At 61.2% G+C, this 16,487-nt stretch carries 9 protein-coding genes and 1 tRNA gene; 5 read left to right on the top strand and 5 right to left on the bottom strand.

Annotated features, from left to right (window positions below; translation table 11 throughout):
- Positions 1–3: 3 nt before the first annotated feature.
- Entirely contained in the window at positions 4–2,532 is a 2,529-nt protein-coding gene (lon, locus tag ACQZAB_RS00725) for an endopeptidase La (protein WP_428386266.1), read from the top strand.
- A gap of 25 nt (positions 2,533–2,557) precedes the next feature.
- The gene (locus tag ACQZAB_RS00720; RefSeq protein WP_428386265.1) at positions 2,558–3,139 is read left to right on the top strand and encodes a cob(I)yrinic acid a,c-diamide adenosyltransferase; all 582 of its coding nucleotides are present in this window, start codon (positions 2,558–2,560) and stop codon (positions 3,137–3,139) included.
- A gap of 6 nt (positions 3,140–3,145) precedes the next feature.
- On the opposite strand, the gene ACQZAB_RS00715 is transcribed toward ACQZAB_RS00720, so the two are convergent.
- The 4 genes from ACQZAB_RS00715 to ACQZAB_RS00700 all read right to left on the bottom strand — a co-directional run bounded on the left by ACQZAB_RS00715 (position 3,146) and on the right by ACQZAB_RS00700 (position 6,225).
- Positions 3,146–4,411, bottom strand: a complete 1,266-nt coding sequence (locus ACQZAB_RS00715; protein WP_428386264.1) for an RluA family pseudouridine synthase — start codon at positions 4,409–4,411, stop codon at positions 3,146–3,148.
- 15 nt (positions 4,412–4,426) lie between these two features.
- Positions 4,427–5,134 (bottom strand): hypothetical protein, encoded by a 708-nt coding sequence (locus tag ACQZAB_RS00710; RefSeq protein WP_428386263.1) that lies wholly within the window; start codon positions 5,132–5,134, stop codon positions 4,427–4,429.
- Positions 5,135–5,172: 38 nt separating this feature from the next.
- Positions 5,173–5,655, bottom strand: coding sequence for a hypothetical protein (locus ACQZAB_RS00705; RefSeq protein WP_428386262.1), 483 nt, complete (start codon positions 5,653–5,655; stop codon positions 5,173–5,175).
- Between the two features lie 72 nt (positions 5,656–5,727).
- On the bottom strand, positions 5,728–6,225 hold the full coding sequence (locus ACQZAB_RS00700) for a hypothetical protein (RefSeq protein ID WP_428386261.1): 498 nt from the start codon (positions 6,223–6,225) through the stop codon (positions 5,728–5,730).
- Positions 6,226–6,390: 165 nt separating this feature from the next.
- Between ACQZAB_RS00700 and ACQZAB_RS00695 the strand changes: the two genes are divergently transcribed.
- A tRNA-His gene (locus ACQZAB_RS00695) sits at positions 6,391–6,464 on the top strand.
- Positions 6,465–6,575: 111 nt separating this feature from the next.
- A complete protein-coding gene (locus ACQZAB_RS00690; protein ID WP_428386260.1) occupies positions 6,576–7,403 on the top strand; it encodes an MlaE family ABC transporter permease in 828 nt (275 codons plus the stop codon).
- Positions 7,404–7,602: 199 nt separating this feature from the next.
- Here ACQZAB_RS00690 and ACQZAB_RS00685 read toward each other — a convergent pair whose 3' ends face one another.
- Positions 7,603–12,669, bottom strand: a complete 5,067-nt coding sequence (locus ACQZAB_RS00685) for a beta strand repeat-containing protein (protein WP_428386259.1) — start codon at positions 12,667–12,669, stop codon at positions 7,603–7,605.
- Between the two features lie 355 nt (positions 12,670–13,024).
- Between ACQZAB_RS00685 and ACQZAB_RS00680 the strand changes: the two genes are divergently transcribed.
- Positions 13,025–16,483 (top strand): putative Ig domain-containing protein, encoded by a 3,459-nt coding sequence (locus tag ACQZAB_RS00680; RefSeq protein ID WP_428386258.1) that lies wholly within the window; start codon positions 13,025–13,027, stop codon positions 16,481–16,483.
- Positions 16,484–16,487 lie beyond the last annotated feature (4 nt).

Here is a 16,487-nt window from a genome sequence, read left to right as displayed (position 1 = left end):
GTTGTGGCCGCCAAGAAGAAGATCACCAAAAAAACCGGCAGGAAGAAAACGCCCGCGCGCCCCAAACGCGCACGCAAGACGCCCGTCTCCCGAAGACAGGCCCGCGTCCTCTCCGACGCCAGCCGCATCAAAGCCGCCAACGAAGCCGGCGACGCCTCTGGCTCCCCGCCCATCCCAGACATCCTCCCCATCCTCCCCCTCCGCGGAACCGTCGTCTTCCCCGGAACCATCACCCCCATTTCCATCGGCCGCGCCTCCTCCCGCCAACTCCTCGACGAGTCCCTCTCCAAGAGCAAGATCATCGGCCTCTTCACCCAGCGCGAAGAAACCGAAGACGAGCCGGGCGTCGACGACCTCTACGAAATGGGCACCGCCGCGATGGTCCTCAAACTCGTCCGCCAGCCCGACGAGAACCTCTCCATCATCGTCCACGGACTCAAACGGGTCCGCATGCTCAAGACCGTCAAGAACAAGCCCTACCTCCGCGCCCGCACCGAAGTCCCCGCCGAGAAACCCGGCACCGGTAAAGCCTTCGACGCCGCCGTCGCCCAGCTCCGCGAGCAGGCCCGCCAGCTCATCGAGCTCTCACCCAACGCAGCCGAGCAGGCCCTCACCGTCCTCCTCAACATCGACGAACCCGGCAACCTCGCCGACTTCCTCGCCGCCAACATCGACCTCTCCGTCGAACAGAAGCAGGACGTCCTCGAACTGACAGACGTCGCCAAGCGCGCCCGCGCGATGCACCACCACGTCTCCTCAAGACTCCAGCTCGCCCAGCTCCAGCAGAAGATCCAGGAAGACGTCGAAACCGCCATCGGCGACAACCAGCGACGCTTCTTCCTCAAAGAACAGATCAAGGCCATGCAGCGGGAACTCGGCGAAGAGGGGGGTGAAGGCGAGCAACTCGTCGACCTCCTCCGCGAACGCATCGTCGAAGCCGATCCGCCCGAGGAAGTCCTCACCGAAGCCACCCGCGAGCTCACCCGACTGGAGGCCATCCCGCCCGCCAGCCCCGAGCACGCCGTCATCACCACGTACCTCGAACTCATCGCCGACCTCCCCTGGAACAAGGCCAGCGAGGAAAACCTCGACCTCACTCAGGCCCGCGACATCCTCGACCGCGACCACTTCGACCTCGACAAGGTCAAACGACGCCTCATCGAGTTCCTCGCCGTCCGCAAACTCAACCCCGTCAGCCGCGGGCCCATCCTCTGCCTCGTCGGCCCGCCAGGCGTCGGCAAAACCTCACTCGGCCAGTCCATCGCCGACGCCATGGGACGACAGTTTGCACGGCTCTCCCTCGGCGGGGTCCGCGACGAAGCCGAAATCCGAGGACACCGACGAACCTACGTCGGCGCCATGCCCGGCCGCATCATCCAGGCCATCCGCCGCGCCGGAACCAACAACCCCGTCCTCATGCTCGACGAAGTCGACAAACTCGGTGCCGACTTCCGAGGCGATCCCGCCTCCGCACTCCTCGAACTCCTCGACCCCAGACAGAACAACGCCTTCGTCGACCGCTACCTCGACGTCCCCTTCGACCTCTCCTCCGTTCTCTTCATCGCCACCGCCAACTACATGGGCAACGTCCCGCCCGCCCTCCACGACCGGCTCGAAGTCATCGACATCCCCGGCTACACCGACCACGACAAGTCCGCCATCGCACGCAAATACCTCATCCCCCGCCAACTCAAAGAACACGGCCTCAAACGCAACCAATGCCGCTGGCAGGCCAGCGCCGTTAAGACAGTCATCGAACACTACACCCGCGAAGCCGGCGTCCGCGAACTCGACCGACAGATCGCCTCAGTCTGCCGATCCGTCGCCGCCGAAGTCGCTGTGCGACCCACCAAAAAACGAGCGCGAAAAACCAAGGCCAACGGCAAACCCGACAGCCGCTCCGTCACCCCCGACCTCGTCCGCGCTGCCCTCGGACCCGAAAAGTACATCCGCGAAATCGACGAACGCACCAAACCACCAGGCATCGTCACCGGCCTCGCCTACACGCCTGTCGGCGGCGAAGTCCTCTACGTCGAAGCCGCCGCCTTCCCCGGCAAAGGCAACCTCCAACTCACCGGCCAGATCGGCGACGTGATGAAAGAGTCCGCCTCCGCCGCGCTCTCCCTCTTCCGCGGCCGAGCCGCCGAACTCGGCTACGACCCCGAAGAGCTCGGCAAGACCGACCTCCACATCCACGTCCCCGCCGGCGCCATCCCCAAAGACGGCCCCTCCGCCGGCACCGCCATGTTCACCGCCATCGCCTCCCTCCTCCTCAACCGCTCCGTCAAACACCGCGTCGCTATGACCGGCGAAATCACCCTCCGCGGCAAGGTACTGCCGGTCGGCGGGATCAAGGAAAAAACCCTCGCCGCCGAACGCGCAGGCGTCAAAACCGTCCTGCTCCCCAAGCAAAACGAACGAGACCTCGAAGAGATCGACCCCCGCGTCCGCAAACGCCTACAGTTCCGCTTCGTGGACAACACCAACCAGGTCCTCGAACACGCACTCGGAACCAGACCCACCCGCGTCTGACCCGTAAGCCAGACACGAGGACCCCATGAAGCTCTACACCCGAACAGGCGACGACGGTTCCACCTCACTCTTTGGCGGCGAACGCGTCCCCAAAGCAGCCCTCCGCGTCGAAACCTATGGCGGGATCGACGAAACCAACGCCTGCCTCGGACTCGTCCTCGCCGCCTGCCCCAAAGATAAACACACCTTCATCACGTCCGAACTCAAACGCATCCAGGCCGAACTCTTCGACCTCGGCGCCCACCTTGCCACCCCACCCAACACCTCCGAAGCCACACAGTCCGCTCTCCCCGCCTTCACCCAGCCCCACATCGACCGCCTCGAAGCCGCCATCGACCACGCCAGCGCCCAGGTCCCCGAACTCAGAACCTTCATCCTCCCGGGCGGGTCCGAAGTCGCCACCCGACTCCACCACGCCCGCACCATCTGCCGACGCGTTGAAAGACTCCTCGTCCAACTCGCCCAGGCAGAAACCATCCATCCCCTCGCCATCATCTACACCAACCGCCTCTCGGACCTCCTCTTCGCCCTCGCCCGCCTCGCCAACCTCGAAGACAACCACCCCGAAACCATCTGGCAACCCAGCCTCAATACGGATTCAGATTAAAGCCCATCACCCTTCCACCGGCACCGCCTCGTCTAAATCAACGTGTGCCCCCCGGCTCACCACCTTCCCCTGAGCCGGCCGCTCCCGGAGCATCCCAATCAACCGCCGCATCGGCTCATGCACCGGCGCCGTAAACCGCATCGGCCGATCCGTCGTCGGCTGACGAATCCCCAGCAGCGTCGCGTGCAGCGCCGGATGACAAATCACCAGATCCTCCCGCTCTGCCGCCTCCGTCTCCATCTTCTGCCCCTCCTCCTTCGGCCGCGCATAGTTCACATAAGGCCGGAACCCCGCCGCTACAGGCGGGGCATCCAACTCCGCCAACCCCACCGGTTCACCCCCATACAGCAGATCCCCCACAATCGGATGCCCCAGATACGACAGATGCACACGAATCTGATGCGTCCGCCCCGTCTTCAACTCCAACTCCACCAGACTGTAACCCTGATAACGCTCCCGCACCCGGTAAAGGGTCAGGCTCGGTTTCCCATGTGGTTCCGCCTGAATGCAATAAGCCTCCTTGATCGTCGGGTGCTTCCCGATCGGATGGTCAATCACACCCGCTTCATGCTCAGGCGATCCATGAACCACCGCCAGATACACCTTCAGATTCGTACGCTTCTCAAACTGCCGCGAGATCAACCAATGCGAGGCATCCCGCTTCGCAAACACAATCACCCCCGTCGTGTTCTTGTCCAGCCGATGTACCACCCCGGGCCGCGCCTCGTGACCGCCCACCGTCGATAGCCCCGGCACCAGCGTCACGTCCTCCTCATCATCGCCCCCAGCCTCACCCGCCTCCACAGTGACTTCCGTCGCCTGCCCCGTCACCAGAAAGTGATGCGCCAGCCCATTCAACAACGTCCCACTCAGATAAGCCCGCGCCGGATGAACCACCACCCCCGCACGCTTGTTCAACACGATCAGATCATCGTCTTCGTACAACACATCCAGATCCATCGCCTGAGGCCTGATCTCCTTCCCCGGCTTAGGCGGGGTCCGAATCTCCACCACGTCCCCCTCCTTCAGCTTCAGGCTCGGCTTCGCCTCCTTCCCGTTCACCGTCACCGCCCCCAGACCAATCAGCTTCTGCACCTGATTCCGACTGAACCCCTTGATCCGATTCTGCACATACAAATCTAGCCGTAGCGCCGCATCTTTCGACAGCCGATAGCTCAGAACCTCACCACCCTCACCCTCCCATGCATCAACATCATGCTCAGGCCGTGAGCCCTCAAGAGCCGGCCGAAGATCACGATCACCCGATGACATAACGTCTCCGCCCGATCAGGGCGTCTCAGCCGCCGGCTCGTCAGAAACCTCAGGAACCACTTCCTCAGCCGCCCCCTCCTCGCCGGCATCCGTCCCGATCCCAAGCTCATCCAGAATCGACGACGCCGCGATCACCACGCCCTCTCGCAGCTGCGGAACCACCGCCAGCCGCTGCTCAGCCATCGTCGTCAGAAACGGAAACCGCTCCCCAGCCAGCGTCTTCACGGCCTCGTACTGACGCACCGCCTCGTCCCACGCCTGACGGCTCTCAGCCACCGAAGCCAGCCCGAGCCGAGCATTGATCTCAACCAAGGGATGCTCCGATGAATCCAACGCCTGCTGATACAAACGCCCCGCCTCCGCCAGCGATCCCTCTACATCCGCACCGGCCTCATCCGCCTGACGCAGACCATTCACCTCTGCCATCAGCAGATCAGCCGCATAAAGAGACGCCAGCGGGGCCACATCCCGATCCGCATGATCCTCCGCCACATTCCGGAAACTCGCCGGACTCGTCGCCGTCGCCAGCCGACCCCATGCATCCTCGCGCACCTGACGCTGTCGCTCGTTGTAAAACGACAGCCCCGCAAAAACCGCCGCCGCAATAAACAGGCCCGCCGCAATCTTGTTCCGGTGCTTCGTGTACAGCACCTGCAGATTGGTCCACCAGATCTCGTGCAGACTCTCAGGTGCTTCAGGCTCGGTCGGTGGGCTCTTGGCCATAAATCAGCGTCTCAACTCAAAAGGTAAACACACAACAATCACACGCCGACAGCAAACTCACGGGGCGTGATATCAATCTGAACCGTCGTTAATCCCAACTCCGTCACGATACGAATCTGCATCGCCTCCGGACCCTTCGTGTAATCCAGGATCTGAACCCCGTCTTCGGTCCTCCCAATCCCCTCAAACACCCAACCCAGCTCCGGATCACGCAGATTCTGCCGATAGAACTTCACCGCATCACTCGTGTGCGTACGACCCTGATACACATGGGTCACCGTCCGCATCACCCCATCGGTCTTGGAAAAACACTGCGAGGTCACAGGCTGAAAACCGATCGGCATCGGCACATCCGGGATCAGCCAGGCATCCTCAAGCCTCGGCACCAAACCGGACCCAGCCTGCTTGGGCAGCAGCACCCCCTCATCCGAATACACGTAAACAGGCTGTCCTCCACAGCCACCCAGCGACGCCATCAGCACCACCAGAACCAGCGGCATACCTAACCATTGAAGCCTCATCGCTCGAATCCTTTCAGGCTCAAAAATCACCCAACCCCTAAACATAGCAGGTCACGCAACAGGCCATCAAAATCAGTCCAGCTGAACCTGCAGACCCGTCTCCGCAGCAATCAGCGGCTCAAGCACGTTCACCATCGCCGCCACACCCTGGTTCTGAAGCGCCTCAACCGTTGGGATCTCAGCCGTCTGTGCCTTCCCATCCACCGTCCAGCCGAAGAAGTACGTCGGCTCGCCACCCGTCGCCGTCCCCGCACCCTTCGACAGCTTGTTGAACGGCAGCCGATCCACCACCGCCCACAGATTCGACGCCTGATCATCTGTCAGCGACCCGAAATCGTAATCCGTCGTCTCACCGTTCATCGTATGTCTCAGCTTGAAGGCACCACCCCGGGTCAGGTCCACCCGCCACGCTCCCAGCCCCTCCAGATTCGCCGCGCCACCGGTATCAAACGTGAATTGCTCCACGTCCTGACCGTGAGCGAAGTTCAACATCTCGTCAAAGGTCACATCCTCCATCGACTCACAACCAGCCACCACCAACACACAAGCCAACATCAGGAATCGCAGCATCTCAGGTCATCTCCAGAAGGGGACAAGGCTCACAGCAGCAGGGGGGCTCGATCGCCCACCCGATCCTATAAAATACCCCATCCCGCCACCCCCCGCCCAACGATTGACCCGCCGCACCACATCCCGCTAAACTCAGCGACCCGCAGGCAACCCTTGCGGAACATGGTGAGCATAGCTCAGTTGGCTAGAGCGCCGCGTTGTGGTCGCGGAGGTCGCGGGTTCGAGCCCCGTTGCTCACCCTTGGCACCCTTGGTTGGTTCCAACCCTATCGCACGGACCGTCTGCCCGAAGCACCCACCCACGGGCCCGCACCCTCCCGCAGGCCCCATCCGAGCCGCAGGAATAAGCCGATGATCAGGCAGCTCGCGGGGTTTGGCGCAGCCATCCAGTACAACATCGCCCAGTTCGGGATCTTCACCCAGTTCTGCCTCGCCGCCACCTGGTGGACCGGACGATGGTTCACAGGCCGTGGCCGACTCGCCCTCCTCATGCCGCAGTTCTACTCCGTCGGCACCAGGTCCATCCCCGTCGTCATGCTCGTCGGACTCTTCGTCGGCGCCGTCTTAGGCGTCGAAGCCTACGACCAGTTCGCCGCCATCGGACAGGAATCCAGACTAGGCGGGATCATCGGCGTCTCCGTCCTCCGACAGATCGGACCCGTCCTCGCCGCCGTCATGATCGCAGGACGCGTAGGCGGAGCCGTCTCCGCCGAACTCGGATCCATGAAAGTCACCGAACAGATCGACGCCATCAGAGTCATGGGCGCAGACCCCATCGACTACCTCGTCGTACCCCGCGTCCTAGCCTGTGTCGTCATGGTCCCCATACTCACTGTCTTCTCGAATCTCCTCGGCGTCTACGGCGGTCACCTCGTCTGTGTCAACGGCTTCGGCGTTGACGCTCGCGAGTATTGGGACTTCGCCAGCCGATTCATCGGCAACTGGGACATCTTCACAGGACTCGGCAAGAGCCTCATCTTCGGCCTCGCCATCGGCATGATCGCCTGCTACAAGGGCTTCCACTGCGGCAGCGGCGCCCAAGGCGTCGGACGAGCCGCCACCGACGCGTTCGTCACTTCCTTCATCGCCATCATCGTCCTCAATTTCTTCCTCGCCAAGTTCTTCAAAGACCTCTACTACATCCTCTTCGGCTACGGTGGCCCAACAGCCTTCGGCTAAACAACCCCCACAACCCACCATCAACCTGCTTTGATCCAACACGAGCCTGAGGCGGGAGCCTCAGGACACATACGGTTGGGCCACAGAACCAAGAATTCACACACCCCACGAGCCCGGTCGCGACGCGACCGAGGCTGTCACCAACAATCTCACCACAAGAACAACACCCCCCGCGAGCCGCCGTGCCAGTCCGGGCACCTCAAGCCGACCGCCGCCGAACCATCCCAAGACCCGCCAACGCCATCACACCCGCCATCGCAGGCTCAGGCACCGCCGCCGTCGCACCAAAGTTGCCCGCCAACAGCGACAGATCAATCAGATCAACCGACTGGTCAAAGTTGAAGTCCGCATCCGTGAACGTAAACGGCCCCGCCTCACCAAAGTTGCTCGCCAGAATCGACAGGTCGATCAGATCCACCGTGCCATCGAGATTCGCATCGCCAACCAACGCATCCAGCGCCACATCAATCGTCGTCGCCGTCTGGATCACCGTCACAAACCCCGCGATCGAGTTGCCACTCGAAACCACATCCGTAAACCCTCCCGTGATCAGATCCGCCGTCACAATCCGATGAGGATCACTCACCGTCCCAGCAAACCCGCCCACAAACGTCAGATCCAGAACACCATCCACAGCCAGCGTCCCATCCACATCCAGCAGGTCAGTCTGGTTGGAAACCCCCTCCTCGCCAAGCGCCAACTCCAACACCGACGTCGAAGCCATCGCCACATCACCCACCACCCGAAGCGTCCCACGCGCATCGTCGCTGTAGCCCGGATCAATCACACCCGCTGTATCCAGCAAGCCATCCGTCAATGTCAACGTCCCGATACCCCCCACACGACTCGTCACCGTGTTCACCAAACCGTTCGCATCGGGATCAATCGTCAGCCCCGTACTCCCACCCACCAGAATCGTCCCCTCATTGATCAGACCACCCTGGTTCTCCAGCAGATTGCCCGTCATCCGAAGCGTATGCCCCACCCCATTCGTGATCACCGAGCCCGCTGTCACACGCAGACGATTCAAGCCGTTATTCGAACTCCTGATCTCCCCATTGCCTGTGATGGCCTGCGTGCCATCGAAAACCAGAGGCGTCACCACGCTGAACGCATTAACGAACAACTCCCCCTTATTCTCTAAGCCATTCCGAACGGTCACGACCTCAGCATTGGTCATCTGAGCAAAGGAACCGTCACCCAGTTCAACCCCATCCAGAACGGTGCCCGACCCAAAATCAATCTGGCTCGAACCAAAGTTAATCAGACGACCATCAGTGATCGTCGTCCCCGTAGAAGTACGCAGCACCGACCCATCGAACACACGGATGGAAGTGCCATTCAGATCAAACAGGCCATCCCCAAGCCTCAGCCCACCCGTCCCCTTCGCATCCACCGTCCCGAAGTTCGAGAAACTCAGACCATCAGGATCAAGCACGAGGGCTTGCGACCCTTCAGCCACGATTGTCCCGAAGTTCGTCATGCCGCCCACATTCCCGAGCAGATTTCCCGCGCCCCGAATCGTATGATTCGCACCCTGCACAAGCACCGCACCACTAGCGATGATGCTGTTGACCGTCACATTGTTCAGCACAAACTCACCCGTGCCCACAAGCTCAGTCGTCGCTCCCGTGAACTGCACCCGCGTCGTCACACTGAAGCCATTCACATTAACCGTACCGTCATTGTCGAGACGATCCACAACCGTCACCGTGACCCCATTCGCCAAACCACCCTGAGTCGACGCAGCCAACGACATCGACTCAAGCGTCGACCCACTCCCAAACACAATGGTCCCCGAGCCATCCGTCTCGATCACCCCATCCGCCACCACCGAGCCATTCAGTAGCGACAGCCGCGACCCGTCCGCCACCTCAACCGTCGTCCCATTCAATTCAAAACGTCCATCCCCCAGCGTCAAACCCCCCGATCCTTCCGCCCGCAACACCCCCAGATTGGAAAACCCATTCCCATCCGGATCGATCGTCAACGCCACCGTCCCCTGCGCCAGAATTGTCCCCTCATTGATCATCCCACCCGCATTCACCAGCAGATTACCCGCCCCACGAATCGTGTGATCCACGCCATGCGTCAACACGCCGTCATTCGACAGCAACTGGTTGACGCTCACATTGGTCATCACAAACTCACCCGTCCCGCCAAGCGTCTGCGCACCCCCATCAAACACCACCCGCGTCGGCACACTGAACCCGCCCACAGCCAACGCCCCGTCATTCGTCAAACCACCATCCACAAACAGCGATACACCATTACCGAACCCAGCCTGACTGTCCTCGGCAAGCGTCATCCCACTCAGCCGACTCCCACTAAAGAAGTTCACCAAACCCGAACCATCCGTCTCCAGCACACCATCCTCAACCACCGCACCCGTCAACAAATCCAGCCGCGAACCCGCAGCAACCTCAACCGATGTGCCATTCAGCGTGAACACACCTTCCCCAAAATCCAGCCCGCCACCCCCCTCAGCCCGAAGCGTCCCCAAGTTTGAAAACCCGAGCTCATTCGGATCGATCAATAACGCAGCAGTACCCTGCGCCAGAATCGTCCCCTGATTCACCATCCCTCCGCCGTTCGCCAGCAGATTCCCCGCCCCTCGGATCGTGTGATCCGCTCCGTGCGTAAGCACCTGACCCGTCGCAAGCAGACGATTCAGCGACACGTTCGTGAGCACCATCTCACCCGTACCACCCAGCGTCGTAATCGCACCCTCAAAACTCACATTCGTGTTGATGCTGAAACCCCCAACATGCCACACCCCATCATTCACCAACCCGTCAACCACCGTGACCGTCGTGTTGTTCGCCTGCTGAAAAGCAGTGCCTGCCGTTAGCGTCACCGCCTCCAGCACACTCCCGGTTTCCCCAATCACGACACCACTCCCAGCCGTCGACAATTGGCCATTCACCACCCGAGCGCCATTGGCAAGCACCAGCCGCGAACCGTCCAACACATCGATCGTCGTTCCATTCAGCCTGAAATCACCAGCTAGAAACCGAAGCCCACCAATGCCTTCCGCCCTCAGCACGCCAAAGTTGTCAAAACCCAGGTCCGACGGATCTACGATCAACGCCGTACTCGCCTGAGCAAGGATCGTCCCCACATTCGACATGCCCGCCGTATTGCTCAGCAAGCTACCCGCGCCTCGAATCGTATGACCCGCCCCATGAGTCACCACCACGTTCGCCAAGGAACGAATCTCATTGAAACTCGAACTCGAGAAGACAATCTCCCCCGTACCCGTGATCGAGGCCGTCCCCGACAAAATCAGATCCGTATCAAGCGAAAACCCGTCCAGACGCCACACACCATCATTCACAAGACCATCAACCACCACCACATCGACGTTGTTGGGCTGAATCACGGTCCCCGAGACGATCTCCGGCCGCACCAACTCACTTAGGTTCTGAACGGTCATCTGACCACTGCCCGCAGCCACCAATTCCAAATCAACCACGCGCGCGCTATTGCGCACCTCCACCTTGGAACCATCCGCAACGTCCAGCGTCGTACCGGTTAGCGTGTGATCACCCGCCTCAAGAACCAGTCCACCACTTCCCGTAGCCCGAAGCACCCCCTGATTCACAAACCCCAAGCCATCCGGATCGATGGTCAAGGTAGCCGTCCCGTCTGCGTCGATCGTCCCGAGATTCACCATCCCTCCGGTGTTGTTCAGCAGCCGTCCTGCACCCCGAATCGTATGCCCCGCCGCCTGCGTCAAAACCGTGCCGTCGGTCAGGACCTGCGCAAACGTCGGACTCTGCAAAACGATCTCCCCCGCCCCCGAAACCGTCTGCGCACCCATGAACCTCAGCTCCGTCGGCAGGCTGAAGGCAGCCAGCGTCCAGGCCCCGTCATTCACAAGCCCGTTCTTCACATCCACGTCATCCCCGTTGGGCTGCGTCACCACCGTCCCCGCAGCCACGGTCATGCCATCAAATACAGTGTTGTTATCCACCTCAATGAAGCCAGTCCCCGTGCTCGAGACCACCCCATCCACCAGTTCAACACCCGCCGATAGCTGCAGCCTCGATCCGTTTCCAACACTCACCGTCGTCCCGTTCAGGTCATAGGTGCCGTCACCCAGCCGCAGCCCGCCCGCCCCCGTCGCCTCGATCGTCGCACCCGGCTGATTCACAAAGCCGTTGCCATCAGGATCGATCAACAGAACCTGAGCACTGTCCGCAAGAATGCTCCCGTGGTTAATGATGCCGCCCGTGTTATCCAGCAGACGCCCGCCCCCCCGGATCGTGTGCCCACTCTCATGCGTCAACACGCTCCCATCAGACTGAATCTTCGCAAACGTCGCAGACCCCAGCAGCACCTCACCCGTCCCGGATAGCGACTGACTCCCCTCAAACAACAGCACGGTATTCAGACTGAACGCATCAAAATCCCAGGTGCCATCGTTGACCAGACCATTCCGCACAGTCACCGTGTCCGCGTTGCGGTGGTCCACCAACGAACCCGCCTCGAACCGCACCCCGTCCAGAACAGACTGCGTCTCCGTCCGCAGCTCACCCGAACCCTCAGTCAGAAACCGACCGCCAATTACTTCAACGCCAACCTGTCCGAACGTCAGATTCGAACCCGAAGCCACCCGTACCGTGCTCTGACCCAGCGTATAGACACCCGTATTGAACGTCAGCCCACCCAGACCCGTCGCCTCAAGCGTTGCCGTGTCCGACTGCACAAACCCGTCCACACTCGGGTCAATCACCATCGCAGCATTCTGATCCGCGATGATCGTCCCAAGGTTGTTCATCCCCGCCGTATTGTTCAGTAAGCGTCCGCCCCCTCGAATCGTGTGCGCCGTGCCATGCAGCATCACGCCCTGACCCACCAGCCGAGCAAACCCATTCGAAAGAAAGATCTCCCCCGTCCCCTGAATCCCAAAGCCCTGCACCTCAAGGACCGAAGTCAGCGAAAAAGGCGACAACTGAATCGAACCGTTGTTGTCCAGCGACGATGCGGACCCCACCACCATGTCGATGCCGTTGTTGAACTCCAAGGTGTCACCAATGGCAATCTGCAGGCTCCGAACCGTCGCATTCACATCCAGCGACACCGTCGAGATCTGAGCCCTGGCATCGATCAGAACATCATCGCTTGCATCAGGAACCAGGCCGGTATCCCAGAGGGTCGCGTTACTCCAAGTCCCCGACGTAGGACCCACGTAAACCTGCCCCATCACCGGGCCGGCAAGCATCATCGAGCAGAAAGCGCAGCAGAGTCCTCGGGTCGTCACGTCTCATCTCCATCCATTGATCTGATTCGAAGGGTCAGCCCATATAAAACCGAATCATCACAGCCTAAACGCACCCCGCCCGGCTGGCTACTACTTTTCGAAAACTAAACTTGCTCGCCACACAGAACCCCCTTCATCAACTGTGGTTACACACACCAAACCGCCTCTGTACCCTAATTTAGCTTGCCCGGGACCTCTTTCCGGCTATCCTCACCCTCAAGGGACGGAGTTAGACCCCATCGAAGTAGGACGAGAATGCAACTGCGCCTGAAGCAGCGACCTGGAGTTCACCAAGGCACGCTTCGGGACAGACGCCTCATCCATCACATCGATACAAGGCGGAGAATCGCCAACCATGGCCACGAAGATCGGCACACGTCGTCTTAGCGCCGTCTCCCAGCCCCATCCCCGCCTCGAAGCACTCGAAGCACGGCAACTCCTGTCCGCTTCACCCACCGAAGCAGCCTTCACCTCCTCACCCATCACTTCCAACGAGCAGCCCGCCACTCTCGCCGCCATGACACCAGGCGACCACCACATGGGCATGCACGCAGAACTCGGTGCGCTGCTTCCCACCCAGAATGCCGACATCACCGCGCAGCACTCCGGCAACTGGACCGATACGCAAACCTGGGGCGGCAGCCTCCCGCAAGCAGGCGACCTCATACACATCCCCGCCAACATCCAGGTCCAGTACAACGCCTTCGCCAACACCAGCTACCAGGGCATCCGCATCGACACCGGTGCGGCACTCACCTTCCAAACCAATATCAACACACGCCTCGTCCTAGACACCCTCGTCGCCATGCCCGGATCAAGCCTTGTCATCGGATCAGACACCAACCCCATCCGTCCCGATGTCACCGCCGAGATCCTCATCGACGCCTCCGCAGGACCCATCACAGACCCAACAAGACTCGGCCGCGGCGTCCTGACCCACGGCTTCACATCCATCGTCGGTGCCGATAAAGCCGACCACCTGCCCCTCCACATCGCACCCCGGGCCGGCGACGACCAGCTCGTGATCCGAGGCGACGCCCAGGGCTGGCGACCCGGAGACCGAATTGTCCTCAACGGCACCCAGCACGACCCCAACGGCAACGACCAAGACAACACACGCTTCCACGACGAAATCCTCGAGATCACCAGCATCGAGAGAACCGGCCAGCGACTCGCCATCGTCACCTTCATCAACCGCACCAACCCATCCGCCGACGGCTCCAGCCAACTCCTCTGGGACCACACACCACCTCAGGGCTTCGACGACCACAACCTCCGCGTCTACGCAGCCAACCTCACACGCAACATCACCATCCAGACCCTCAACGCCGACAACGTGCCCACCCAGGAACGCGGGCACACCATGTTCATGCACGCCGCCGAAGTCACCATCCGCAACGCAGCCTTCTACGACCTCGGCAGAACCGACAAAAACCGCCTCATCGACGACCCCGTCGAGAACGTCAACGGCACCATCGGCAACGCCACCAACCCACGAGGCCGCTACGCCCTCCACCTCCACCTGCTGGGCGGCATCGACAACCCCGCCCCCTCCGCCACAAGAGCCTTCATCACCGGCAACGCAGTCTGGGGCAGCCCCGGCTGGGGCATCGTCCAGCACGGCACCCACGCCGGACTCGAAGACAACGTCGTCTTCGACGTCGTCGGCACCGCCATCGCCTCCGAAGACGGCAACGAAGTCGGCTGGTGGACCAACAACATCACCATCAAAACCACAGGCGACGACAACCCTCTCCAGGACTTCGACGGCTCAGACCGCGTTCCCCTCTTCGACTTCGGCTTCAACGGCGAAGGATTCTGGATCCAGGGTGCCGGCCAGATCCGACTCGATGGCAACATCGCCGCCAGCGCCGCCAGCACAGGCATCATGCTCTTCAGCAACGTCGACGGCATGCGCAACGTCAAAATCCCCGCATCCGTCCTCGACGACCCCAACATCACCCAAGGCCGCGACGAAGTCGATGCCTTCAACGTCCCCGCTCGCGGCATCTTCAACTCAACCGTCATCAACGCCGACTTCGGACTCGTCACATGGGGACACATGCGCAACCAGGACGGCGAACTGGGTTTTACCTTCGGACTCGGCACACCAGCGCACAGACTCCGAACCACCATCGACGGCTTCAACTTCTGGTCCATCTATGGCGAAGGCATCTTCACCCAGTACACCAGCCAGACCGACTTCAGCAACGGCCTCATCCTCGGCAACACCGAAGACCCCGTCGATTTCCGATGGGGGATCAACGGCGAGGGCCGCGGACGTGGCATCGCCGCCAACAACGCAGCGAAGAACCTCACCTACGACAGCATCCACATCGAAGGCTTCGAAATCGGCATCCGCGCCATCGGCGAAGGCGTCAGCTCAGCCGACGACACCACACCCGCACGAGCTTCCGCCTTCAGCCTCACCAACAGCCTGATACGCAACGTCGAAATACCCATCCAACTCTTCGGCGGCTTCAGCAGCTCACAGAACGAAAACCCCGGCTACTACCTCATCGATAACGTCCACTTCGAATCGAACAGCCCTGAAAACAGACAAAACGTCATCGCTGCTTTCAACAGCACCCAACTCACCTCCCACGGCTACGAGTTCAACGCCTCCGACGCCTTCAGTCCCGATCCTCGCGCACCCCAATCCACGGGTGTCGTCAGCTACCTTTGGGATTTCGACAGCGACGGAACCATCGATGACCACGGACGCGTGATCCGCCACAACTTCTCCGAGTTAGGGACGCACGACGTCACCCTCACCATCATCGATTCCGCCGGCGTCGCCACCTCCACCACCGAAACCATCGTCGCCCTGCCCACTCAGTCCTACGACCCCATCCTCAACGGCGACTTCAACAATCCCCAGGCGATCTACACCTACAACGGCTGGCGAAGCGGCAGCATCGTCGACGAAGGTTTCGGATGGATCGACTACGGCTTCAACCTCGAAAATGGCAGGGCAGTCAAGGATGTCGGGTACGAAAACTTCCCCGACATCAGCCGCACCACGAGCCAGGTCGTCCGCGATCAATTCATCACCCACGGCACCAGACAGCTCACCATCCAGGCCGGCTCCATCCAGCAGGTCGGACCCGACAACCAACTCCGTATAGCCATCTACGGCACCAATGCCCAGGACTTCGGCATGAAGACCTGGAGCGCCGACCCGCCGGTACCCACCTACGGCGTGCAGGACCCCGAAACCTTCCTCCTCTTCGAAGCCAGCGACCTCGTCGATGGCACCATGCCAACCACCAGCTTCGACTTCACCGTCGACTTCAATCAGGGTTACGAATTCCTCGTCTTCATCATCGAAGGCTCCAACACCAATGTCTCGGCAGGCGATCAACTCTGGATCGACAGCATCACCCTCACCGACCCCCAGTCCACACTCACCATCCTCACAGACCCACCACCAACCGCCGCCCTCGGCATCCCCTACACACACCAGCTCCAGGCCGACGCCACCGCCGATCTCAGCCTCTGGGCCTCCATCACAGCCCTGCCCCCCGGCCTGAACATGGACAACCAGGGCCTCATCACCGGTACACCCACCGAACCCGGCACCTTCACCTTCGACGTCATCGCCATCGACGCCAACGGCGACGACGCCACCGCCGCCTTCAACCTCACCATCATCAACTCACCCGCCGCCACACAACCCGGCCTCCTCCAGACAGCAACCATCACCAGCCCGCCACCCACCCAGCCTCAGCAGCAGACAGATGCCGCCTTAAGCGATCCGGACTGGATCGAAACCGAAGAAGACAACCAGCCCTGGTGGCTGACCCCCGCCTGAACCG

This window comes from Mucisphaera sp. (genome assembly GCF_965279675.1).
In the GTDB taxonomy this organism is placed as follows: domain Bacteria; phylum Planctomycetota; class Phycisphaerae; order Phycisphaerales; family Phycisphaeraceae; genus Mucisphaera.
The sequence above is the reverse complement of the archived record's forward strand: the minus strand, read 5'-3'. Positions and strand labels throughout refer to the sequence as shown.